The 22,899-nt window shown below is 42.2% G+C and carries 19 protein-coding genes and 1 pseudogene; 13 read left to right on the forward strand and 7 right to left on the reverse strand.

The window, feature by feature from the left end:
- The first annotated feature begins 185 nt into the window (after nucleotides 1-185).
- From AVJ20_RS07040 to AVJ20_RS07070, 7 genes are all read left to right on the forward strand, one after another.
- A complete protein-coding gene (locus AVJ20_RS07040) occupies nucleotides 186-1,142 on the forward strand; it encodes a VacJ family lipoprotein (protein ID WP_111884762.1) in 957 nt (318 codons plus the stop codon).
- 98 nt (nucleotides 1,143-1,240) lie between these two features.
- Nucleotides 1,241-2,209 (forward strand): RsbU family protein phosphatase GigA, encoded by a 969-nt coding sequence (gene gigA / locus AVJ20_RS07045; RefSeq protein ID WP_078192616.1) that lies wholly within the window; start codon nucleotides 1,241-1,243, stop codon nucleotides 2,207-2,209.
- Between the two features lie 112 nt (nucleotides 2,210-2,321).
- Nucleotides 2,322-2,840, forward strand: a complete 519-nt coding sequence (gene gigB / locus AVJ20_RS07050; RefSeq protein ID WP_078189558.1) for an anti-anti-sigma factor GigB — start codon at nucleotides 2,322-2,324, stop codon at nucleotides 2,838-2,840.
- 30 nt (nucleotides 2,841-2,870) lie between these two features.
- A complete protein-coding gene (locus tag AVJ20_RS07055) occupies nucleotides 2,871-3,695 on the forward strand; it encodes a carbon-nitrogen hydrolase family protein (protein WP_111884708.1) in 825 nt (274 codons plus the stop codon).
- 95 nt (nucleotides 3,696-3,790) lie between these two features.
- On the forward strand, nucleotides 3,791-4,216 hold the full coding sequence (locus tag AVJ20_RS07060; protein ID WP_111884709.1) for an organic hydroperoxide resistance protein: 426 nt from the start codon (nucleotides 3,791-3,793) through the stop codon (nucleotides 4,214-4,216).
- A 201-nt stretch (nucleotides 4,217-4,417) separates the two neighbouring features.
- Nucleotides 4,418-4,810: a DUF4951 domain-containing protein gene (locus AVJ20_RS07065; protein ID WP_078189561.1), complete on the forward strand. Its 393-nt coding sequence runs from the start codon at nucleotides 4,418-4,420 to the stop codon at nucleotides 4,808-4,810.
- 171 nt (nucleotides 4,811-4,981) lie between these two features.
- Nucleotides 4,982-5,332, forward strand: a complete 351-nt coding sequence (locus tag AVJ20_RS07070) for a hypothetical protein (RefSeq protein ID WP_111884710.1) — start codon at nucleotides 4,982-4,984, stop codon at nucleotides 5,330-5,332.
- 56 nt (nucleotides 5,333-5,388) lie between these two features.
- Here the strand turns inward: AVJ20_RS07070 and gspE are convergent, their stop codons facing one another.
- Nucleotides 5,389-6,876: a type II secretion system ATPase GspE gene (gene gspE, locus AVJ20_RS07075; protein ID WP_111884711.1), complete on the reverse strand. Its 1,488-nt coding sequence runs from the start codon at nucleotides 6,874-6,876 to the stop codon at nucleotides 5,389-5,391.
- Between the two features lie 100 nt (nucleotides 6,877-6,976).
- On the opposite strand from gspE, the gene AVJ20_RS07080 reads away from it, so the two are divergent.
- Together AVJ20_RS07080 and AVJ20_RS07085 are read left to right on the forward strand one after the other, a co-directional pair.
- Nucleotides 6,977-7,798 carry a hypothetical protein gene (locus AVJ20_RS07080; RefSeq protein ID WP_111884712.1) on the forward strand — a complete coding sequence of 274 codons (822 nt, stop codon included), beginning with the start codon at nucleotides 6,977-6,979 and terminating at the stop codon, nucleotides 7,796-7,798.
- 9 nt (nucleotides 7,799-7,807) lie between these two features.
- Nucleotides 7,808-8,729, forward strand: a pseudogene (locus AVJ20_RS07085) (mechanosensitive ion channel family protein).
- A gap of 121 nt (nucleotides 8,730-8,850) precedes the next feature.
- On the opposite strand, the gene AVJ20_RS07090 reads toward AVJ20_RS07085, so the two are convergent.
- Nucleotides 8,851-11,610: a DUF2339 domain-containing protein gene (locus AVJ20_RS07090; protein WP_416240541.1), complete on the reverse strand. Its 2,760-nt coding sequence runs from the start codon at nucleotides 11,608-11,610 to the stop codon at nucleotides 8,851-8,853.
- A gap of 190 nt (nucleotides 11,611-11,800) precedes the next feature.
- On the opposite strand from AVJ20_RS07090, the gene polA reads away from it, so the two are divergent.
- The gene (gene polA / locus AVJ20_RS07095; RefSeq protein ID WP_111884713.1) at nucleotides 11,801-14,566 is read left to right on the forward strand and encodes a DNA polymerase I; all 2,766 of its coding nucleotides are present in this window, start codon (nucleotides 11,801-11,803) and stop codon (nucleotides 14,564-14,566) included.
- Nucleotides 14,567-14,727: 161 nt separating this feature from the next.
- Here polA and AVJ20_RS07100 read toward each other — a convergent pair whose 3' ends face one another.
- From AVJ20_RS07100 to ppx, 5 genes are read right to left on the reverse strand one after another with little or no spacing between them, the layout of a single operon-like run.
- Nucleotides 14,728-15,291, reverse strand: coding sequence for a YggT family protein (locus AVJ20_RS07100; RefSeq protein ID WP_078189567.1), 564 nt, complete (start codon nucleotides 15,289-15,291; stop codon nucleotides 14,728-14,730).
- Nucleotides 15,292-15,318: 27 nt separating this feature from the next.
- Nucleotides 15,319-16,149 (reverse strand): pyrroline-5-carboxylate reductase, encoded by an 831-nt coding sequence (gene proC, locus AVJ20_RS07105; RefSeq protein ID WP_111884714.1) that lies wholly within the window; start codon nucleotides 16,147-16,149, stop codon nucleotides 15,319-15,321.
- Nucleotides 16,146-17,522, reverse strand: a complete 1,377-nt coding sequence (gene tilS, locus AVJ20_RS07110; protein WP_111884715.1) for a tRNA lysidine(34) synthetase TilS — start codon at nucleotides 17,520-17,522, stop codon at nucleotides 16,146-16,148. The genes proC and tilS overlap by 4 nt, the downstream gene beginning before the upstream one ends.
- On the reverse strand, nucleotides 17,459-18,283 hold the full coding sequence (locus AVJ20_RS07115) for an acetyl-CoA carboxylase carboxyltransferase subunit alpha (protein WP_111884716.1): 825 nt from the start codon (nucleotides 18,281-18,283) through the stop codon (nucleotides 17,459-17,461). The genes tilS and AVJ20_RS07115 overlap by 64 nt, the downstream gene beginning before the upstream one ends.
- A gap of 33 nt (nucleotides 18,284-18,316) precedes the next feature.
- Nucleotides 18,317-19,837, reverse strand: a complete 1,521-nt coding sequence (gene ppx / locus AVJ20_RS07120) for an exopolyphosphatase (RefSeq protein ID WP_111884717.1) — start codon at nucleotides 19,835-19,837, stop codon at nucleotides 18,317-18,319.
- Nucleotides 19,838-20,103: 266 nt separating this feature from the next.
- Between ppx and trxA the strand changes: the two genes are divergently transcribed.
- The 3 genes from trxA to AVJ20_RS07135 all read left to right on the forward strand — a co-directional run bounded on the left by trxA (nucleotide 20,104) and on the right by AVJ20_RS07135 (nucleotide 22,686).
- Entirely contained in the window at nucleotides 20,104-20,430 is a 327-nt protein-coding gene (trxA, locus tag AVJ20_RS07125) for a thioredoxin (protein ID WP_078192629.1), read from the forward strand.
- 323 nt (nucleotides 20,431-20,753) lie between these two features.
- Complete coding sequence (gene rho / locus AVJ20_RS07130) at nucleotides 20,754-22,022, forward strand: transcription termination factor Rho (RefSeq protein ID WP_067731074.1); 1,269 nt, start codon at nucleotides 20,754-20,756, stop codon at nucleotides 22,020-22,022.
- A gap of 412 nt (nucleotides 22,023-22,434) precedes the next feature.
- Nucleotides 22,435-22,686 (forward strand): hypothetical protein, encoded by a 252-nt coding sequence (locus AVJ20_RS07135; protein ID WP_111884718.1) that lies wholly within the window; start codon nucleotides 22,435-22,437, stop codon nucleotides 22,684-22,686.
- The last annotated feature ends 213 nt before the right edge of the window (nucleotides 22,687-22,899 follow it).

Below are 22,899 nucleotides of genomic sequence, written 5' to 3' on the forward strand. Positions count from 1 at the left end.
TTTTTGATCCAACGCAACACCTTTTTTTAAATAATTATTTTGAGCGCACAATTTTCACTCAAATTACATTTTTTTATTCATATTTTGATCAAATTTGGTTTAATAGTAATAAATCAGGATTATTTGAACGTTTTTACTTATTATACGGCAAACATTTTGCCGCGCTAAAAGCGTCAGGACTATATATGCGCCAAACTTCTTTTTTATATGCAGGATTATTGTCACTTGTCGTAACAACTCCTGTAATTGCAAATGACGAGGCTTCAGCACCTATTGCTCAAGACTCAGAAGCTGCCAATAAATCAAAAACACAACAATTTGCGCATGCTGCGATGGTTAAGTCATCTGAAGTTGCAAAAAAATTATCTGTTAATGCCAATGCAGCACAATCAGAAGAAGATAAAGACCCTTTCCAACCGATCAACCGGAAAGTTTACGCATTTAATGATTATTTAGACGTCCATATTGCCCGCCCTGTTGCTGTGCAATATGTAGCAAAAACCCCTAAGGATATACGTGAATCGTATCGTTTATTCCGTAAAAATTTGGGCGAACCGTGGAATGCGTTTAACCAACTCATCCAAGGTCGACCGACACGTGCCGCAAAAAGTCTGGGGCGTTTTACTGTTAATACACTGACAACTTTAGGCTTTGCTGACCCTGCAAGCCGTCTAGGTCTAGAAACCGAAGATGAAAACTTTGGCGCGACTTTAGGTTATTACGGTATTCCTTCTGGTCCTTATATTGTTTTACCAGTGCTTGGTCCAAGCACATTGCGTCAAACTGTGGGGCTTGCTGTAGATAGTCAAGGACGTCCACAGAAATATATGCTTGATGGTCATGATGTGGCGTATTGGTCTGAGCAAACTTTACGTGGAATCGATACTCGCGCTCAATTACTGGATATCGAAGGTGTATTGCAAGGCGATAAATACGCTCAAATTCGTGATATTTATTTGCAACGCTTGAACTATTCTATTGCTGAGAAAAAAGGTATCGCTGAAGAAAACCTATTTATTGATGAAGAAGATGACGATATTGATGAATCTGAAGATAATTCAGTAGACGTTTCATCTGATGATTCTACCGATTTCATTGATGACAGCAGTTCAGATGATACCGACACGGTAACAACTGAATAAATAAAATTTTTCAATTGGCTGGTGTGGTTTTTCCCTCCAGCCATCATTAGCTTGCTATAGTACACTTATTGTCTATCGAAGGATTCATCTAATTCTTTATGTATTTCATTCAACCTACTCGTGATATTCCATATTTAGATCAGGTACTTGATGCGCTTCCTAGCGTACAAATGATTAACATTGAAGATCTAGACTTGTATGATCCAACGATCATTGCAATTGCTGATGTTGCCGACTTTTTAAATCACCAATGGACACTTCCTACTATTGTGCTTGCTTTTGAGCATGAAGGTGCTGCATTGGCTCAAGCTTGGCAACAAGGCGCTTTAGCAGGATGGGTTTGGGATCATATCCCAACTAACCTTCAGGTGGCACTCACTAAAATTGATGCGCAATACAAACGCAATCAAGATAGCCGTGATCTCCCTTCTGCTGCAGATTTGCAAAAACGTTTACTGCCCAACCCGATTGAACTCCACAACTATAAAATTGAAACATTCTTCCAGCCTTCAGCCTATTTATCCGGTGATTGGTACGATTACTGGAAAATCAGCGATAAAGAAATCATGTTTTATCTCGCAGATGTATCTGGTCATGGGGTAACGAGTAGTTTACTAACCTCATGGATGGCTGCTTTCCACGGTCGTTCAAAAACCCCGAGAGAACTCATCAAAAAACTCAATGGCATGTTGGTTCAAGAAAATATTGAAAAGCACATTACCATGATTGCGGGAATACTTAATCTCGATACGCATGTCTTGAAATGGTCTAGTGCAGGCCATTATCCGCCGGCCATTTTATTTGAACCCGGTCTTCCCGCACGAATTTTAAATACCAGTAGCTTTCCACTTGGCTTAACTGAAGACCTCGAAGTTGAAGAGTTTGAATTTACCTTAAATCGTTATTCGCGCTTTGTAATTTGCTCGGATGGCGCACTAGAACCTTTTGACGGTGGATTGAATGAACAGCTAGGTCAATTGGTTTATCACTTGCAAAATCAATCATTTCAAGCACCAGACCATGTTGCCGACGATATTGCCATCCTAAGTTTACGTCGAATCAATTAATCACGAAATCAACTACTTAAACCGAATACGACTTTCTGATCATACTCGGCTACTTGAGTAAGCTGTGCCCCTATGGGATAATTTACTATCCTTCTCTGCAAATGGCATTTATATGTCAACAGGTCATGTTGAATATGCAAGCTTGAACGGAACGCATATTTTTAAGCTTATTGGCGAAGTGCGTGCCCAATCTTGTATTAGTCTAGACAAGTTATTAAACAAAATTGAACAGCAACAAAATGTCGTCGGTGCAATCGTTGATTTAACCCAAACGACATTTATCGATAGTACTGTTCTTGGCATTTTGGCGAAACTGGGTTTGAAGCTCAAACAAGTTCACCATATCCAAGCGGTAATGTTGTCTACAAACTCTGATATCACAACGCTTGCCAATAGCATGGGTTTAGGTCAGGTGTTTGTTATTTTGAATTATTGTGGTGATCCAAGTGTATGCACTCGCGCACTTATGGAAGAACACATTACCCATAGCAATATGCTGAATACGGTTTTAGATGCACACAAAACGCTGATGAAACTAAATGATAGCAACCAAAATATGTTTGAGCCTTTGGTCAAACAACTGCAAAAAGAGCAGGACAATCTAGAGCAACCCAAGCAGCAAAATGTCTAATTTAGGTTAATCACAGCAGAGCCTCTTCGCATGATTTTACTTTCCATTGCTCAAATGAATTCTCAAAATGACATTGAAGATAACTTCAAAGTGATCGAGTCATTGATGCAACAAAGTCAGGCTCAAGGTGCGAGTCTCATTGTATTTCCCGAAAATTTTGTCTGCTTTGCCGCAGGTAAACAACGCGAAACCGCGGCGCAATTTGAAAGTATTCAGCAGCGACTAGAACAACTCGCACATCGTTATCAACTTTGGATTGTTGCGGGCACACTCCCATGCCCTTATCGTCCAGATGGTTCAATCATTCAAGATGGCCGTGTCCGTACTGTCAGCCTGTGTATCAGCCCTGAACGTACCGAAGCACGTTATGACAAAATTCATTTATTTGATGTGCAAGTTGGTGACGCTGTCGGTGGCTATCAAGAATCAAAATTCTTTGAACCTGGTACTGAAACCGTAGTTGCAACAACACCTTTTGGCAATATTGGCCTGATGGTGTGCTACGACTTGCGCTTTCCTGAACTGGCTTTGAAACTTCGTAGCCAAGGTGCAAACATTTTAACGGCGCCTGCAGCTTTTACTTATACCACGGGTGAAATGCACTGGCAGCTCTTACTGCAAGCCCGTGCTATGGATAGCCAATGTGCTGTACTAGGAGCCGCACAACAAGGCTGGCATGGTGAAAAGCGTCAAACTTGGGGGCATGCTGGAGCAAGCAACAGCCGCGGTCAAATTTTAGCAATCACCGCAGAAGAAGGCGCTCAACTACTCACAGTTCCTTTCGACTTAGACGAGCAGCAACAGATTCGCGCATCAATGCCACTGATGCAGCACCGTGTTTTGGTTCAATATTGATTTTCACTCTGTATAAAATTACAAAAAAACTGAATATTATTTAAACAAAATCCCCCACGATATGATTTTGAACCATCATCTGAGGGATTAGAAAAATGACTTTAGAAAAAGCAGTTTATACAGCCCATGCAAAAGCCACTGGTGGTCGTGATGGTCGTGCAACGACGTCCGATGGGCATTTAGATGTTCAATTGGCTGTGCCGAAAATTATGGGGGGTACAGGTAATGGTACGAATCCTGAACAACTCTTCGCCGCTGGTTATTCAGCCTGTTTTTTAGGTGCAATGAAATTTGTGTCTAACCGAGATAAAATTTCGATTACCCCTGCTGCCTACGTCGAGGGTGATGTTGGTATCGGCCCTATTCCAACAGGATTTGGTATCGAAGTGACGCTTAATATTCATCTTGAGGGTATGGATGCAAGCGAGGCACAGAAATTGGTCGATGCTGCACATATTGTGTGCCCCTATTCAAATGCGACCCGAAACAATATTAATGTTACTTTAAATGTTTTGACTTAAATCCATTTGTACCTATCTATACAAAGCACTGTTTTAATTCTTATAAAATAGTGCTTTGAGCTTTTTTACTTCTACACATCTACAGCTGAGCTCAAAATAAAATCTTATCCATTTCCAATACATTTAAATATTCATATTCAGCTGCCAAAACCTTGCTAAAATATATAACGATTCTTATTTACATTCATTTGTTGATCTATGATGCTTAAACCTCTCCTTATCAGTACATTGCTCATCAGCGCATCCACACTAAGTTTTGCCGAATTAACCCTGTCTGAAAAAGTCCGTCCTCAAATTAAATCCTTGGTCAATCCAGATATTCAACGTCTTGCGCTACCGCCAACACCGAACAACATGTCTTTACCTGCCTATGGTCAAGGTATCATCGGTTGGGGTACAGGCCCAGAAGGTGCTGCAGCGCGCCTAGCCAATATCACCAAAGCCGACGTTGAAAAGCTTAAAACTCAAGATGTCACTTTAGAGATGGTTCAAACTTGGCAAAAGTTTTATGAAAATGAAACGCAGCGCAATGCAGGTAACCCAACCGCGCCCATTCGTGCTGAATTGATGAAGAAAATTGTCAGTTTGTGGTAAGTAAAAAACCGTACAGCCCATATTTTTGGGCTGTTTTTGTTCAAATTAAAATAAAAAATTATGAGACATTCGATAGAAAGAATAATGAATAAAATTTAAAAAATGTTTAATATTCAAACTATAATTAACTATACATCCATAAAAAATTAAAATCATTTTCAGGACTTTACAATGAAAACATACTTTTCGATGCTTTTTCTAAGCTTGGCCTTAGCCGCATGTAGCCAAACACCTGCGCCTGATTTTTCAGGGGAATGGAAACAAACACCTGACACGGAGAGCCTACGCAAACTTTCCATTAGCAAACAAGGCGATGACTATCAAATTAAAGACGAATTTTGGCTCGATAAAAATAATACTGAGCGCACTTCTAGTACTACATCAGGTATGGCCGAAGTGAGCCATGATGTTTTGAAATATAAAGAGAGCAATAGCATTGAAATGAAACTCAGTGATGCAACTCACCTCACTCTGACAGATAAAGCATACGATGCTGTTATTCATTTTGAAAAGATTAACTAAAGCAAAGCCCCGAGTCCTTGCACAGGCTTCGGGGCTTTTTTTATAATTCACACCGACTATTCAGCCGCTTCATTGGTTACACGTAAAACCTCTTCTATCGTGGTTTTACCTGCCAAAACTTTGCGCAATCCATCATCACGTATTGAACCCGCATTTGCACGTACATGATTTTCTAACTCAAACTCAGCAGCATTTCCATGAATCAGACGACGTGTTTGCTCATCAATTGGAACGATTTCATAAATTGCGGTACGCCCTGTAAATCCAGTATGCGAGCATTGTTCGCAGCCTTTAGGTTGTGGCAATTTTAATTCGGCCGATGCATCGAGATGCTTAAATAAGTCTTTTTCAAAATCATCGGCATCATGCCAAGTCGCACAGTGACGGCACAAGGTTCGAACCAAACGCTGTGCCACCACACCGATCAGTGAGCTTGAAAGTAGAAAAGGTTCAATCCCCATGTCTTTAAGACGGGTCACTGCACCGATTGCTGTATTGGTATGCAGCGTTGAAAGTACTAAATGGCCTGTTAATGATGCCTGTACTGCAATTTCAGCAGTTTCTAAATCACGAATCTCACCGACCATCACCACATCTGGGTCTTGGCGAAGCATAGCTTTTAATGCACGAGCAAAGGTCATATCCACTTTGGTATTGACCTGCGTCTGCCCGATCCCTTCAAGTTGATACTCAATTGGATCTTCTGCGGTCAAAATATTTTTTGAGCCATCATTTAAATCAGACAATGCCGCATATAAGGTTGTGGTTTTACCCGAACCCGTTGGTCCCGTAACTAAAATAATGCCATGCGGACGATGTACCAGTTGTTTCAATCGATCATAGTCATGCTGCATCAAGCCCAAATGGGTCATGTTTAAACGCCCAGCTTGTTTATCGAGTAAACGCATCACCACACGTTCACCATAGGAAGATGGTAAGGTTGATACACGAACATCGACTTCACGGCCCGCCAAACGCAGTGAAATACGACCATCTTGTGGAATTCGCTTTTCTGCAATATCGAGTTTGGCCATGACTTTGATCCGTGACACCAACAATGGCGCAAGTTCACGACGTGGCTGGACAATTTCACGTAACTGACCATCGACACGTAAGCGGACAGACAGCTTTTTTTCAAAAGATTCGATATGAATATCGGAGGCTCCAACACGAATTGCTTCCGACAATAAGGCATTGATTAACCGTACAATCGGTGCATCATCTTCCTGATCCATCAGATCTTCAGCTTCTGGCACAGAGTCTGCAAGGCTGAGTAAATCAGGATGATCTTCCAGACCCGCTGCAACTTGTTGAGACTCACCGGTGTCTCCGGCAAAGCTTGCACTGAGTAATTGATTAAACTCTTGCTCACTACATAATTGATATTGTGCAGGATGCCCTAAATAGCGACGTGCTTCCTGTAAAGCCAACAGTGGCGTGCTGTCACGACGTACAATAAAAGCTTGATCACCCTCATATCGAAGCAATACGCCATGACGTTTGGCAAAACTATATGGTATTTGTAATTGTTTAAGTACTTGCATCACGCATTATAATGATGAAAAAAGTTGTTTTGAGTGTACTCTAAGCATCTGACAGCGTGAAGTCTGTTTTTAGGATTTATCAGGACAAGGGATATACGCATTGCCATTAGAAAATGATTTGACTGAAAAGGAATCCCCAAAACGTAAATGGTGGGGGGAATATCAATTTGAACTGAATCACCCGCGCAGTTGGCAGTTTGGGTCTTTATTGTTTCGTGTAACGCGCGGCATGCAAGAGTGGCGTATGGAATATCATCGCCCGACCTTTCAGTTTGACTATGAGCAGCAATGGCATCCGATTCAAGACCCTGAATTTGGTTTTCCACAACCCATTAAAATGGAACGCTATATGTTCCGCCAAACACATGACAAAATTCAAATCATGCCACGTTTGGCAGATCGGTCTGTGGTGATTAAACCGGTCGATCCGATTTATATTCCAGCCGGACAGCGCGGAACGCTATATATCAGCACACCGCTGTGGATTGCTGGTTTTGTCGAAGGTCTTAGAGAACCCTTGTTTGATATACCAGTGATTTTACCTAAAGACACTTGGTTTGGTCCGAATCATCGAATGGGTGAAATATGCTATGCCACAGCAGTTGATGGTCGTACAGAACTTAAACAACTCAAACCTCGTGCATTTCGTGCAGTAACCCCTATTGAGTTTCATAACGTGAGTAATCAACAGATTCGTTTTGACCGTATGAATGTCCCTGTACCGGCTTTGCCATTATTTTATAGTGAAAGTACGGGACGTTTATGGACTTCACAAATTCGGGTCGTGCATGAAGGTCATGACAAACCGCCGCGGGTCAAAATTGAAAACCGTACACCGCCACAAGCAGGTGACGTGGTTTATCTACATCCGCCACGCGAGTCAGCCAATGTGCTGTTCAATATGTTTGATTCATTTTTCTAACGGTGAGCCATGGCAGATTTAAATATTTCGACAGAAATTACCAGCAGCCTAAAAGGAATGGTCGCCAATCTCAATACCGATCGGCTGACAGAATTATTGGTGGCTGTTTTACTGGCAGTCATCGGCTTTCTGATTGCACGTTTTATCTCGAATACCTTTATTCGTACTGTGGGTATGCGTTTCAATGCTCATCAGCAGTTGGTTTGGCGTCGCGGGATTTTCTATTTCATCTTTTTAATCTTTGTGATGGCAAGTTTAAAAGAAGCCGGCTTTAAACTCAGCGTGTTCTTGGGTGCAGCGGGTATTTTAACGGTCGCACTGGGTTTTGCCTCGCACGTCCGCATCCAACCTGATCAGCGGGATGTTCTTGATCGGTGAAGGGTCTTTTGAGGTTGGTGATACCATTCAATTGACACTGATTCGCGGGCATACCATTGAAGGTGAAGTAATCTCGATTGATTTACTGTCGGTCAAATTACTCACGCAGGACAATGTCTATGTCCGTTTGCCGAATGAACAACTGATTCTGGCACCTGTGCATAACTTGTCTAAGTTTCCAATACGGCGCATTCCAATTACCCTTGCGATTAACTTTCATGAAGACATCATCAAAGTCCGTGAAGTTCTATTAGATGCCGTCAGTAAATATCCATTGGTCTTGGCCGATCCTAAACCTGCCGTGACCGTCACTGCCTTTCGAGAGTCATCCATTGAATTGCTTTTTGCTATTTGGTGTCAAAGAGAGAATTTCCTAAAAGTCCGCGATGAGATGCAAGAACGGATTCGAAATGCCTTTGTCGAAAATAAAATTGAAATCCCTGTCCCGAAAATGGGTTTTGTTGACCACCCACTTTCTACACAAGCAAGCGATGCTAACGTCGATCAATATGCCAATGCGCAAGAAATTCAACGAGAGCCTCAACTCAAATAATGGTCTATCGACTTGATATGAAAGGCCCTGCATATCTTCAAATGTGCAGGGTTTTTTTATCATGTACTTTTATAGCCATCGACCTGTATAGCTTAGTGATCTCGTACCTTTAAGAATTTCATCATGGTTCAACCTTGTCATTCGGCATGGGTGCAATATAGGCAATCAAAAGCATGGCAAAACCTGCCGCCATAAATGAAATCACTCGCATGAGTGTGCCGACATGAGATAAATCCAGCAAAACCAATTTCAAAGTGACCAAGACCAAAATACTGCCGCCGAGCAGCCAAACTGAACGTAATTGACGCTGAGTGGCAAAGCGCATACTCACTAAAGCCAATAACACCCACAGCACGGTAAAACTTAGTTGAACGGTCGCATCGCTCCAAATATCTAAACTGTTATAAGGCGTATCCAGATATATATGTAAGGCGCGGAGCACAACATAGCTACTTAACCAAAGTAGCCCAAGAACACACAACACGGCAGCCAAGCTACGATCTAAACCGGCTTTTAACTGTTGATTCAACATCCATAAAAAAGCCGCTAACAACAGCAAACTCACTGCATCAAAAGGATTCAGTATCGGCAAGATATATCCCACAAAGGCCTGCTGACTAAATAATTGCGAACTGATGATCCAACTTAAAGCCAAAAACAAGCTGCTACGCGCTTGCCAAAACATTTTCCAGGCCGGTTGTTGCGCTTGCCAATAACACCATGCACAAAATATCAGCGGTAAAATTACCACACTGATATACGGCATACTGGGTATCAGTGTCAGACTGGTCCACGCCAAGCTGCTCAAAATTCCGAGACTGACCCATTCTTTTTCTTCACGCACACCGAGTAATGGTCGTAGCCAAAGCAGCGTCAAGCACAGCCCAGCGAATGCAAAATACATCTGCTCCATCGTTGAATGCCAAAGTAACTGACCGTTCTCACTCACTGAAATAACTTGGTACAGCCCCATCACATAAACAGGCACAAGACCCGTCCACTTAATGATGGACCAACACCACGAAGCTTTTCGTTTTAACAAGCCTTCATTCACCAACAGATAGGCCACACTGACAATCAATAGACTCAAGGCCAATTGATGACTACTCTGCAGCCAATCTAAGAGCAACATGATGAACATAGTAGTTGCTGAGAGCATTTGCACACATTGAAAGGCAATACTCGAACTTGAAAGCTGTTTATGAAATGCAGGAACAGCATGCGTCATGATAATGGCCGCCAAATAGCTCAAACACACGCCCCAATACATCTGTGCAGGGAAATGTGGCAGTTGAACCAAATAATACAGACTTGAACAACCCGCCATCACCAAGAGCGCCATGCCTAAATAACGGCTGATATTGGACTGCTTGTATAGGGCATATATAAATATCAACGCACCTTCAACTGCCCAACCAACTACACTCCACTGCTCTTTCAATACTATCGGTGGAATCAATGCCAAGAAAATTAAGGTCAAACTCAAATAACTTTGTGCAATCAGTGGGATCACAGCACTGCGTTTACTGATGCTATACAGTGCGGCAAAAAGCGCTGCGAATAACAGGCTATACCCCGCCTGCCATACCGTTTCCTCAAAATACATCAAATACAATGCCAGATAAGCAAGCACTGGTGCGGCAAAAATCAGTGCAATATCCAAGGCAGGTTTAAGCTGAAAATGCGCAAGATCTTGTTTCGCCAATAACTGACTAAAACGAAAACCGAGCCAAATAAAAATCGCAGCGTGAGCTAAAACCAACACGCTCATCATCTGACGTTCGGTGGTGTATCCGTGGTAAAAAGCATATCCTCCACCCATAATCACCGTCATCAAAAAAGCGATTTGATTCAGATATTTCCACGGTCTTAATGTACTCATGACCGCAACAGCAATATTAATCACAAGATAATAGGCAATAAATTCCGTTGCAGTTGCATCACGAACAGGCAAGGTAAATGGCGCAAGATAGGCGATCAGCATTGCCATAATTGCCAGTTCTACCGACTGTTGTTTCAAACTGAGCCAAATCGTCAATGCCATAAGTGCAGCATATAGTAGACAAGCTATGCCAAAGCCCGGAATGACGGCATTGTAATAGGCAAAAAATAAAGTCAAAAACAGCGCTGCAAGACCTAGACCTTCTAGAGCCAAGGCAAAACTGCGATTTTTGGTTTGTAGCCAAAAACCCAGTCCGACAACACCAGCACTGATCAAACTCACGATCAGCAGTTTCATGGCCAAGCTTAGTTGCCAATGCTCTGTGGCAAATCTGAGTAATAGCACCACGCCAATCACCAAGACCAGTACCGCCACTTTTAACACGGGATTACCTTGGAAAAGCCATTGCTGAATTTGACTAGATAGATTTGGCGCAGACTTGGATGGTGTATTAGAAGGCGTTGAATTGAATGATGCCTGATGTCTAGCTGTACCAACTGCCGTCGCGGGATGTACAGATGGTGTATCGTTAGAATCAAAATTTTCAGGACGGTCTATTGTCGACGCTGATATTGAAGTAGCTGCATGTTTTGATTGCGACTGAAGCGCACGTCCTTGCAATAGATGCAGCTGACGTTCTAATCGTTTCAGCCAACGCAGAAAAAAATAGACCCACAGGCCAATCCCGATCGCAACCAAGTATCCCAATTCTGTTAACAGTCCAACGACCGTTAATAACGATGCAATATATAACGGAACCTTTGATGTCACTTGAAATGGTTGTTTTGATGAACTCAGTGCATCAGCGCCGTGCTGTAAATCATCGACATAATTCATCACACTGAGCATAAAACCGATGCCACTGATATAACTCAGGATACGGACATCTAAGTACCATGCCCCGATCCCTACCAAGATCAGCGTCATCAACCAAATCATCTTGATTTCATTATTCTGTTTCAGCATACCTGCTTCGTCATTTTCCTGAATGTTTTGATGATACATGAGCCTGACCGATGGATTAAAACTATTCATCAGTGATTCGGTAAGTTACATATACAATCTAGACTCAGCGTACGGGCAAAAAATCACGTACAATAAAACCGTTTTTAGGATTAGGAAATTATCAATGCCACCATTTGTCTTGGTCGATGGCTCATACTTTTTATTTCGTGCTTACCATGCACTGCCACCATTAACCACTTCAACCGGTTTGCATACCAATGCAATCCGAGGTGCCATTTCTGCCATCCAAAAATTAATGCGTCGCATCCAACCGACGCATATGGCCGTTATTTTCGATACACCTGAACCAACCTTCCGTCATGAATTGTCCCCGATTTATAAGGGTGACCGTCCAAGCATGCCTGAAGAATTATCACAACAAATTCCATATCTTCATGCATTAATTCGTGCTCTAGGGATTCCGCTGCATATGTTGCCGGGTGCTGAAGCCGATGACATTATCGGAACTTTAGCCAAACGCGCTGAAGCAGCCGGTCATCAAGTTTTAATCTCCACCGGTGACAAGGACATGGCACAGCTCGTTACTGAGCGTGTCACTTTAGAAGACAGCTTCAAAGACAAACCGATGGACGTTCAAGGTGTTTTTGAAAAATTTGGGGTGTGGCCGAATCAAATCATTGACTACCTAACATTGATGGGCGACGCCTCTGACGGCATCCGTGGTGTACCTGGTGTTGGCGCAAAAACGGCAGCGAAACTTTTAACCGAGTACGGCTCGATTGGCGGCATTTTAGAAAATGTTGACGGTATTAAAGGTAAAGTCGGTCAAAACATTAAAGATAATGTCGAAGGGATTGCTCTTGACCACCAACTGGCGAGCATCGTTTGTGACCTCGACATGGGCCTTAAATACGAAGATCTGAAACTTGCCGATCCAAATATTCCAGCACTGCGTGATTTATATACGGAACTAGAATTCCGTAACCAACTGCAGTCTTTAGATCATCCGAACAACCCCAATGGCGCAACCTACAAACAAGCAGCCAAAGCCATCAACACCACGGCGACTGTAGCCAATGCACCTGAAGTTGAAGATCAAGCGGACAAAACCAGTGTTGATGACTTACTTGGTGAAGCACGTTATCACACGGTATTGACTCAAGAAGATTGGGATGTGTTATTCAAGCGTCTAAGCACTGAAAAGCGTTTTGCCTTTGATACTGAAACCACTAGCCTTGACTACCGCGTGGCGCAGATTGTAGGTTTCTCGGTGGCTTTAGATGCACATGATGCCTATTACGTGCCGCTTGCGCATGATTATGAAGGTGCGCCTCAACAACTTGATCGCGACACGATCCTGAATCAACTCAAACCTTTACTTGAAGATAATGACGTACAAAAAATTGGTCATCATCTCAAATATGATGCACATGTCTTAGAAAATCATGGCATTCATTTGGCAGGTTGGTATTTCGATACCATGTTGGCCTCTTATGTCCTTAACTCTGTGGCTACACGTCATGGGATGGATGACGTCGCACGTTTGTATTTAAGTCATCTCACAACGACGTTCGAACAAGTGGCGGGCAAAGGTGCAAAACAAAAAACCTTTAACCAAATTGAGCTTGAAACGGCAGCCCATTATGCCGCAGAAGATGCCCATGTGACCTATCGTCTATATGAAGTACTCGATAAGAAGTTACAAGCTCACCCGGAGCTGATCAATATTTTGCACAATATTGAAATGCCTGTTGCCCGTGTTCTAACCTCTATGGAAGAAAACGGCATTGAGCTAGATATGAACTTCCTCGACCAACTTGGTGTGGAATTTGCCAATACCATTCAAAATTTAGAAACCGAAATTACCGATCTTGCGGGTCAAAGCTTCAATGTCAGCTCGCCAAAACAAGTGGGGGAAATTCTGTTTGATAAATTAGGTTTAAAAGGTGGCAAAAAGACCTCTACTGGTCAGTACAGCACCAGTGAAAGTGTGTTAGAAAAAATCGATCATCCGATTACTGATTTAATTTTGGAATATCGTGGTCTCTCTAAACTGAAAAGCACCTATACCGACGGTTTGTTAAAGCAAGTGAATAATGACACACATCGTGTGCATACCAGTTACCACCAAGCGTTAACGGCTACAGGTCGTTTGTCATCTACCGATCCAAACTTGCAAAACATTCCTGTCCGTGAAGATATTGGACGTCAAATCCGTAAAGCCTTTATTGCACCTGAAGGTCGCATTTTATTGGCAGCCGATTACTCGCAAATCGAATTACGTTTAATGGCGCATTTCTCGCAAGATCATGCCTTGGTCGATGCCTTCAATCATGGGCAAGACGTACATAAACGTACTGCGGCAGAAGTTTTGGGCATTCCACTCGATGAAGTGACCAGCAACCAACGTCGTCAAGCCAAAGCGGTGAACTTCGGTCTGCTCTATGGCATGTCAGAATTCGGTTTGACCCGTCAACTGGGTTTCACTCGAGAAGAGTCGCGTAACTATATTGGTAAATACTTCCAACGCTACCCTGGTGTTTTGGAATATATGGAACGTACTCGCCAAGTCGCACGTGAACAAGGTTTTGTGGAAACTATTTTAGGTCGTCGTCTGTATACACCGGACATTATGGCGAGCAACAAAATGGTGAAACAAGGCGCTGAACGTGCAGCGATTAATGCGCCGCTACAAGGTTCTGCGGCGGATATCATTAAACTGGCCATGATTGCAGTCGATAAAATCTTACCGAAAGATCAAGCCAAAATGTTACTGCAAGTACACGATGAATTGGTGTTTGAAGTTGATGCTGCAATTGCCGATGAACTGTCTGCCCAACTGACTGAAGTGATGCAATCTGTGTTGAAAATTTCCGTTCCACTGATTGTGGAAGTCGGTCAAGGTAATAACTGGGACGAAGCACACTAATTCATTCACGTTCATTCACGCCTTTCTCCCTCTAGGAGGAAGGTTGGATGGAGGTGAGATGTTTATTAGTTAGTATAAATATCTTGTTTTACACCTCATATTAAATCCACAAAAAAAGGACGCCTCGGCGTCCTTTTTAATTTAACTCGTCTTAGCTCAGATTAAAGACCAGTCAATAATGCAATTGCGACTTGCTTCATAATGGTTTCCGCAACCAACAATGCCAAAATCGCAAAAATTGGTGACAAGTCAATCATCCCCATATTTGGAAGAATACGACGGAATGGTGCAAGTAGCGGTTCTGCCAATTCTTGAACCACTTCAATATAAGGCGAACGTGACTGGCTAAACATCACGACCCAACTCAAAATAATCGATGCAAAAATTAAGTAACGACAGAAACGGATTAAATCCTGAATCATGGTCACAAAGGTCATAATGATCAAATGGAATGGACTATTCACCGCCACACCTGACAAATACATCAAACCAAACATTTTTAACAAATACAGAATCACCACCAACACCAATGCTGCGGTATTCACTCGACCTTTGGCCAAAGTTGGGAAAATTCGGCTAAAGATATCGACAATTTTTGTTGCTTTTGCTGTTGCCAAAACCACAGGGTTATATGGACTCACGGCAGCAAGCTGCATTAAAAAACGGAAAAATACGAGCAAAATTGCAACGTTAATAATGATTCCAAAAATTTGAGCAGAGCCCATACTTGAACTTTCCTAAATCAAATCGAATTATTTGGTGCTTTCGCTTAACTCTTGTGCTAACTCTTGGCTACGCTTTTGCGCTGCGGCTAAAGCGGCCTGAATATTTTGTGAAATTTGAGCATGATCAAATACTTCAATCGCAGCTTGTGTTGTACCGTTTGGAGAGGTTACATTTTTACGCAACTCCGCAGGACTGTTGGCACTGGTAATCGCCATTTGTGCAGCGCCCAATGCAGTTTGTAAGGTTAGTGCTGTAGCCACTTTTTCATCCAAACCCATGTTTTTCCCTGCACGGATCATACTTTCCATCATATAGAAAAAGTATGCAGGACCTGAGCCAGAAACAGCTGTTACCGCATCAATTTGCGCTTCTGAGTTTACCCAAAGTGTTAAACCCGTTGAAGCCAAAACTTGACTTGCAAGATCACGATCTTCAGCTGAAACCGCTTCACCTGCATATAAGCCATGCGCACCGGTTTGAACTAAAGCCGGTGTATTTGGCATGACACGAACAATACGCTCTGTGCCTGATAGTTTTGAAATCGTTGCAATTTCTGCACCTGCAACAATTGAAATCACCAACTTCCCTTCTAGCAAACCTTGTAATGGTGCCAAAACTTTTGCCAACACCTGAGGTTTAACTGCAAAAAGAACAATGTCAGCATCTCGAATTGCCGCAACATTATCATCGGTCACATGCAAATCTTTTTCAGCCAAAAGCTCACGTACTTTTTCTACGGGATCTGAAACTGTAATACGTGTAGTCGGGACACCACGTGCAATTAGGCCACCAATTAAAGCCTGTGCCATGTTGCCGCCACCAATGAAACTGATATTACAATTTAGAATTGCGCTCATGATTGAAGATCCGATATTGCAGATTTAGCGTTAAGAGATAATGTTGGTTGCCAGCCAGCTTGAGTACAAAATTCAGACTGCGCCAACCAAAAGCCCTGAGGCGTAAAGACGCCTAGCATAACATTATCTCGGCTTAATATTTGAATAGTATGACGCTGCCATGGAAAAATTTGCGCCTGCTGAATAGCTTTTTTCAACGGCCAACTTCCGACACGACCATACAAATGAATTTTTTCGCCGCCAAGACGTGGGCGAATCTGCAGTTGCTGCCCCAATAAATCAGGTGATAAGCCAACCTCTGCGGGTTGAATCACAAAATGGCCGGCAGGCAACTTGAGGCACTGACCTGCAACACAAGTTACAACCTCAACCTCTTGAATGGGTTCAGTTTGAAGATAATCCGCTTTGGCAATCCGATGAAGTTGCTGTTGAAAGCGCAGATAATAAAATCCATTCCAGTGCAATGCCGCTTGCGAGTCTTCGCGTGAGCCAATCACTTCTGAAAATAATCGCTGTACCATTTCAAAGCTTGGACGATATTGCCCCTCACCTTTCATCCAGTGCGATAACAACTGACGCTGACGTGCCAGACTGAGCTGTTGTAGAGCCACCAAAGATAAAACTTGCGATGAACCACAGGCCGCTAAATCTTGTTGCAATACCTCAAGTAAAATTTCATCAGCATCTTGCATCAAGTAACTGGTTCGACTCAGAGCTTGCTGCATTTTAGGAAATCGATCGCTGAGTAACGGCCACAAAATCTCACGACTCCACGCGCGGTCATAGTCGGTATCAAAATTGGTGAGATCTTGAATATTTTGCACATGCAGCTGTGCTGCCCATTGGCAAATTTGCTCACGTGAAAGATCTAATAGGGGACGCCATAAAATAAAATCTTCACGCGCATCGATTTTTTTCATCGCAGCAAGGCCATGGACACCAGCACCTGAAAGTAGCCGCAACATCAATGTCTCCGCCTGATCTTGCTGATGATGTGCGAGTACCAATATTTCATCTGCTTGTAAATGTTGGCGAAAGGCTTGATAGCGGGCCGAGCGTGCTTGATTTTCAAGGTTACCTTGCGCAACCTGAACTTTTTGTATGATGAATGGCAAATTCAGCGCTTTACATTGAGCACGTACAAATTCGCCCCAAGCATGACTACAATCTTGTAATTGGTGATCAATATAAATCACCCGTATTTTTTCAGGGCACAAAAACGACATAAGATGCAGCAGCAACATGGAGTCCATGCCACCACTACATCCTATTAAAAATCGGCTTTGTTCAGGCAGCGCCTGAATTTGACTTAAGCAATCAGCCCTAAATTGTCGCTGCCAAACTTCATTAAACGCTGGTAACGCGCTTCGCATCGTTCGTTTGCATCCATTGGTTGCAGTTCTTCTAGAGCTTGCTTCAAGACCACTTTCAAATCCTGCATGACTTTTTCAGGGTTTAAATGTGCACCTTCCGCTTCGTCCACCACGTATTCTACAATGCCCATCTTCTGCAATTTATCTGCCGTCAATGCCAATGCTTCACTTGCTTGTTCTGCTTTTTCTGCAGTTTTCCACAAAATAGATGCACAGCCTTCCGGTGAAATTACTGAATAAATACTGTGAGATAGCATAATCACACGGTCAGCTACGCCAATACCGAGCGCACCACCCGAACCACCTTCACCCAATACCGTTGCCACTACAGGCACTTTGAGTGAAGAAAGCTGAGCTAAGCTGGTTGCAATCGCTTCAGCCTGACCACGTTCTTCTGCACCTACGCCTGGGTAGGCACCCATGGTATCAATAAAGGTAAAGACAGGCAGATTAAAACGCTCCGCCATATCCAATAAACGTTGCGCTTTACGATAACCTTCTGGGTTACTCATACCAAAATTATGCTGTAATTTTTCACGTGTACTACGACCACGGTGCTGACCTACGATCATCACAGGCTGACCATCTAAACGAGCCAAACCACCAATCATCGCACCGTCATCACCAAATAGGCGGTCACCGTGCAAAGCATCGAACTCTGTAAAAATTTCGCCAACATAATCCAAAAACTGCGGACGTTCAGGATGACGTGCGATCTGAACCGTAGTCCAGGCTTTAGATTGAGCTGCTTTATTTTTCATAGGTCGATCATTATCCCTAACTTAACTGGTCTGTTAATTGATAAATTGTTCCGACTGGATATTCAGTTCAATATCCCAATGCTTAAATTGCAGTTGCTCATCATGCAAGTCTGCAACCAACAAAGGCCACTGTTTGGCATCACCAGAAACACTAAGTTGCCATTGTTGCGCATTGTCCACGCTTAATTCAATGGCAGGAAGCATCTCATCGCTGCGACTATGATTTAATAAAACTGCTAAACGAAGCAATAGACATAAGTAAACAAGTTTGTTACCACCGACTTTCATCACATCGACACGTGCATCACTGCGTAACTTACGACGATGATGCGCCACTAAATGCGACAAATGATTTTGATCAATTTGTGAGAAACCCGGAATATCCGAATGTTGCAGTAAATAAGCACCATGACGATGGTATCCACTATGACTGATCGCTAAGCCAATTTCATGCAAATACGCTGCACGACGCAGTAAATCACTGTCATCACTGGTCAAATTCAGTGCGGTCGCCACACCATTAAACAGTTGTTGAGCGGTATTTACCACACGTTCAGCTTGTTTCATATCTGCGTTGTAGCGCCCCATCAACGCATGTACAGAACGGTCACGAACATCTTCATGTTGGAAACGTCCCAATAGGTCGTACATCACGCCTTCACGTAACGCGCCATCAGAATAAACCAATTTATCGATATTCAGCACATCAAAGACGGCATACAAAATGGCAATGCCGGCTGGCAAAACTGCTCGACGGTCTTCTTTTAGACCATCAAATTCCATTTCATAGACATGCTTATATTTAAGCAATTTATCTTTGAGTTTAAATAAACCGTCACGTGTCAGTTCTTCCTGATCGTTGCTCCAGCCCATATTGACACAAATCTGACGACATGCTTTGATCGTGCCACTTGAACCGACAACAGTATCCCAGCCCGCAGCTTTATAAGTGTTGGCAATGCCTGCGATTTCCTTGCGAGCAGCATTTACCGCTTTATCAAAACTTTTCAGGTTAATTTCACCATCAGCAAAAAACGCTTTGGTAAAAGCGACACAGCCCATTTGCACAGATTCTGTATGAATCGGTTCAAACTCTTCACCAATAATCAGCTCTGTTGAGCCACCACCGATATCAATCACTAGACGGCGACCACTATTTGCCATGGTATGTGAAACCCCTAAATAAATAAGACGGGCTTCTTCACGACCAGCAATAATTTCAATCGGCTTGGGTAAAATTTCAGCGGCTTTTTGAATAAATTCATGACCATTTTTTGCTTGGCGCAAGGCGTTGGTCGCTACAATACGTAAACGGTTGGCTTGGACAGGATTTAAACGTCCCACAAAACGTGCTAGGCAGGCTAATCCTCGTTGCTGTGCGGCTTCAGTCAAATTTTTATTTTCATCTAGACCTGCGGCAAGCTGTACTTTTTCTGACATTGATGCAACTTTTTTCACTTCACCATGGTCTACGCGTGCGATAGCCAAGTGGAAGCTGTTCGATCCCATATCGATAGCAGCAAGTAATTCTTCATCAATCAAAAAATCAGACATTATTCAAAAAAACCTGTTCAGAATTGTGCTTAGATTAATTCACATACATGTAATTTAAAAGCCATTTATGAGTAGTTCGGGCGGAACTTATCGATTTTTTATCTGAAGCAATGATAGTCATACACGATCATCGGCATCGTGATCATCCATTAGACAAACTCGCCATTCAGGTCGAAAATTTACATAACCCCCTACATTGTTATAGTTGGCTATGTAATACTTATAAACATAGAGTCAACTTAAAAATTAATTCCGGAGCAAAATCCATGTCTGGCAATATCGTAAATACAACTGATGAAAACTTCCAAGCCGATGTACTAGAGTCTGATACTCCTGTACTTGTAGATTTCTGGGCAGGTTGGTGTGCTCCTTGTAAAGCCATTGCACCTGTACTTGAAGTACTTTCAACTGAGTTTGAAGGCAAAGTTAAAATCGTTAAAGTAGACGTAACTTCTTGCGAACAAACAGCTGTAAACTACAACATCCGTAACATTCCTGCATTATTAATGTTTAAAAACGGCGAAGTTGTAGCAACCCAAGTCGGTGCAGCACCAAAATCTAAATTGACAGCTTTCATCGAAGAAAACATCTAATATTTTTTCGATAAAAACACTCGAAAATACGCTGTTTTACACAGCGTATTTTTTTGGTTGATAAATTGACAAATGCTGTGTTCTCTCTTATATTGTTTACTCAAGAAATTAAGGATCTCAAATCCTCTCATTTTCTTACAACACAACACATAAAATGCCGCTCGGCAACAGAATTGTTTTTCACATCTCTCTTCATATAACGAATCAGATCTCTGAATTGTTTTGTGCAAACCAATTGCTATCGTTTCTTGCATGATCGCGGCACATTTGTTGCTCCCTTTTCCAACCTGTACCTCAGAATTTTAGATTCTATCTGACCACCTATGAACTTAACCGAACTCAAGAAAAAACCGATTGGCGAACTCATCAAGATTGCCGAGTTTATGGGCCTCGAAGGAATGGCTCGTAACCGTAAGCAAGATATTATTTTTGCCATCTTAAAGCGCCACGCAATGAACGGCGAAGAGATTTTTGGTGATGGCGTTCTAGAAATTCTGTCGGACGGCTTTGGTTTCTTACGCTCTGCAGCGGGTTCTTACCTAGCCGGCCCTGACGATATCTATGTGAGCCCATCACAAATCCGTCGCTTCAACCTTCGTACTGGTGACACTATTACAGGTACGATTCGTCCACCTAAAGAAGGCGAACGTTACTTTGCATTATTAAAAGTTAATCAAATTAACTACGACACACCCGAAAACTCACGTAATAAGATTCTTTTCGAAAACTTAACACCTTTATTTCCAACCGAACAATTGGTAATGGAATTAGGTAATGGTACAACAGAAGACTTAACTGCGCGTGTGGTTGACTTGGTTGCTCCGATTGGTAAAGGTCAACGTTCAATTATCGTTGCACCGCCAAAAGCGGGTAAAACCATGTTGTTACAAAACATCGCTCAGTCGATTGTTCGTAACAATCCTGAATGTTTCTTGATTGTCCTTCTGATTGACGAACGTCCTGAAGAAGTAACAGAAATGGAACGTACTGTTCGTGGTGAAGTAGTTGCTTCAACATTCGATGAATCACCAGCTCGTCACGTACAAGTTGCAGAGATGGTGATTGAAAAAGCGAAACGTCTTGTAGAACACAAAAAAGATGTAGTGATTTTGCTTGACTCAATTACTCGTTTAGCACGTGCTTACAACACTGTAATCCCTTCATCTGGTAAAGTTCTTACTGGTGGTGTGGATGCCCATGCTTTAGAACGTCCAAAACGTTTCTTCGGTGCAGCACGTAATATCGAAGAAGGTGGTTCACTGACAATTATCTCAACTGCGTTGATTGAAACTGGCAGTAAGATGGATGAAGTGATCTACGAAGAATTCAAAGGTACAGGTAACCAAGAAATTACCCTAGACCGTCGTATTGCTGAAAAACGCGTGTTCCCTGCGATGAACATCAAAAAATCAGGTACACGTCGTGAAGAGCGTTTGATGTCTGAAGATAACCTACGTAAAGTTTGGATTTTACGTAAATTGCTTCATACACAAGACGAACTTGCAGCGATGGAATTCTTGCTTGATCGCATGAAAGAAACCAAAACCAATGATGATTTCTTTGATCAAATGAAACGTAAAGCATCCAACTAAGTTGAATGTTTGACTGAAAAGGCCATCTATAACGATGGCCTTTTTATTTGGTTGACTTTGGTTACACAAAGAAACATTTGATGGATTTCCATGTAAACTTATTTTCAAGCTTCTGATTATAAAAAATATATTTTAAAAAACCCTATTCTTTTTAGTAGTTTATTTGCTATTTAGCCAATATAAAACTTTCTCTTAATTGTTATTTTCTGTTAAAAAATGGCCGTTTTTCACCTATTTTTAACGGTTTTTTCAAAGTCACTAGTAGCATTTCAAAATACTCAGTGATAGCATACACGCAGACCAGTTAGACTGCTCTATGCATTTTTAATACCTATTCAAATTAGGCATAATAAAAGCACACAACAGACTAACGCAGGTTATTTTTTAATCTCATATTTTAGAGAGTGATGCCATGTTATTCAAAAAAATCGCTATTGCTGCTGCAGTTGCTACTACTTTAGCTTTCGTTGGTTGTGCTAAAAAAACTGAAGAAGCTGCTCCTGCTGCTGCATCTGAAGCTGCTGCTTCTGAAGTAGTTGCTGCGTCTGACGCTGCTGCTGTTGAAGCTTCTGCTGCTGCTTCTGAAGCTACTGCTGCTGCTTCTGAAGCTACTGCTGCTGCTTCTGAAGCTACTACTGCTGCTTCTGAAGCTGCTGCTCAATAATCTAACCGATTATTCAGCACAAAAAGAGAGCCCTTTGGCTCTCTTTTTTATTGCCTCAAACTTTAAACCTTTGTTAATAAAAATAGCTAAAATTCAAAATACTAAACCCATGCTTATTGAAAAATAAAAACTGAAGATTTAGCTCAAAGAAAGCCACAATCAATCTTTACGACAACTCAACTCAACTCAACTCAACTCAACTCAACTCAAGTA

This window comes from Acinetobacter sp. CFCC 11171 (assembly GCF_003268405.1).
Taxonomy (GTDB): domain Bacteria; phylum Pseudomonadota; class Gammaproteobacteria; order Pseudomonadales; family Moraxellaceae; genus Acinetobacter; species Acinetobacter amyesii.

Coding starts and splice junctions, on each gene's coding strand:
- AVJ20_RS07040 (WP_111884762.1), top strand. CDS start 186: ATGCGCCAAACTTCTTTTTTATATGCAGGATTATTGTCACTTGTCGTA.
- gigA (WP_078192616.1), top strand. CDS start 1,241: ATGTATTTCATTCAACCTACTCGTGATATTCCATATTTAGATCAGGTA.
- gigB (WP_078189558.1), top strand. CDS start 2,322: ATGTCAACAGGTCATGTTGAATATGCAAGCTTGAACGGAACGCATATT.
- AVJ20_RS07055 (WP_111884708.1), top strand. CDS start 2,871: ATGATTTTACTTTCCATTGCTCAAATGAATTCTCAAAATGACATTGAA.
- AVJ20_RS07060 (WP_111884709.1), top strand. CDS start 3,791: ATGACTTTAGAAAAAGCAGTTTATACAGCCCATGCAAAAGCCACTGGT.
- AVJ20_RS07065 (WP_078189561.1), top strand. CDS start 4,418: ATGCTTAAACCTCTCCTTATCAGTACATTGCTCATCAGCGCATCCACA.
- AVJ20_RS07070 (WP_111884710.1), top strand. CDS start 4,982: ATGAAAACATACTTTTCGATGCTTTTTCTAAGCTTGGCCTTAGCCGCA.
- gspE (WP_111884711.1), bottom strand. CDS start 6,876: ATGCAAGTACTTAAACAATTACAAATACCATATAGTTTTGCCAAACGT.
- AVJ20_RS07090 (WP_416240541.1), bottom strand. CDS start 11,610: ATGATTTGGTTGATGACGCTGATCTTGGTAGGGATCGGGGCATGGTAC.
- polA (WP_111884713.1), top strand. CDS start 11,801: ATGCCACCATTTGTCTTGGTCGATGGCTCATACTTTTTATTTCGTGCT.
- AVJ20_RS07100 (WP_078189567.1), bottom strand. CDS start 15,291: ATGGGCTCTGCTCAAATTTTTGGAATCATTATTAACGTTGCAATTTTG.
- proC (WP_111884714.1), bottom strand. CDS start 16,149: ATGAGCGCAATTCTAAATTGTAATATCAGTTTCATTGGTGGCGGCAAC.
- tilS (WP_111884715.1), bottom strand. CDS start 17,522: ATGCGAAGCGCGTTACCAGCGTTTAATGAAGTTTGGCAGCGACAATTT.
- AVJ20_RS07115 (WP_111884716.1), bottom strand. CDS start 18,283: ATGAAAAATAAAGCAGCTCAATCTAAAGCCTGGACTACGGTTCAGATC.
- ppx (WP_111884717.1), bottom strand. CDS start 19,837: ATGTCTGATTTTTTGATTGATGAAGAATTACTTGCTGCTATCGATATG.
- trxA (WP_078192629.1), top strand. CDS start 20,104: ATGTCTGGCAATATCGTAAATACAACTGATGAAAACTTCCAAGCCGAT.
- rho (WP_067731074.1), top strand. CDS start 20,754: ATGAACTTAACCGAACTCAAGAAAAAACCGATTGGCGAACTCATCAAG.
- AVJ20_RS07135 (WP_111884718.1), top strand. CDS start 22,435: ATGTTATTCAAAAAAATCGCTATTGCTGCTGCAGTTGCTACTACTTTA.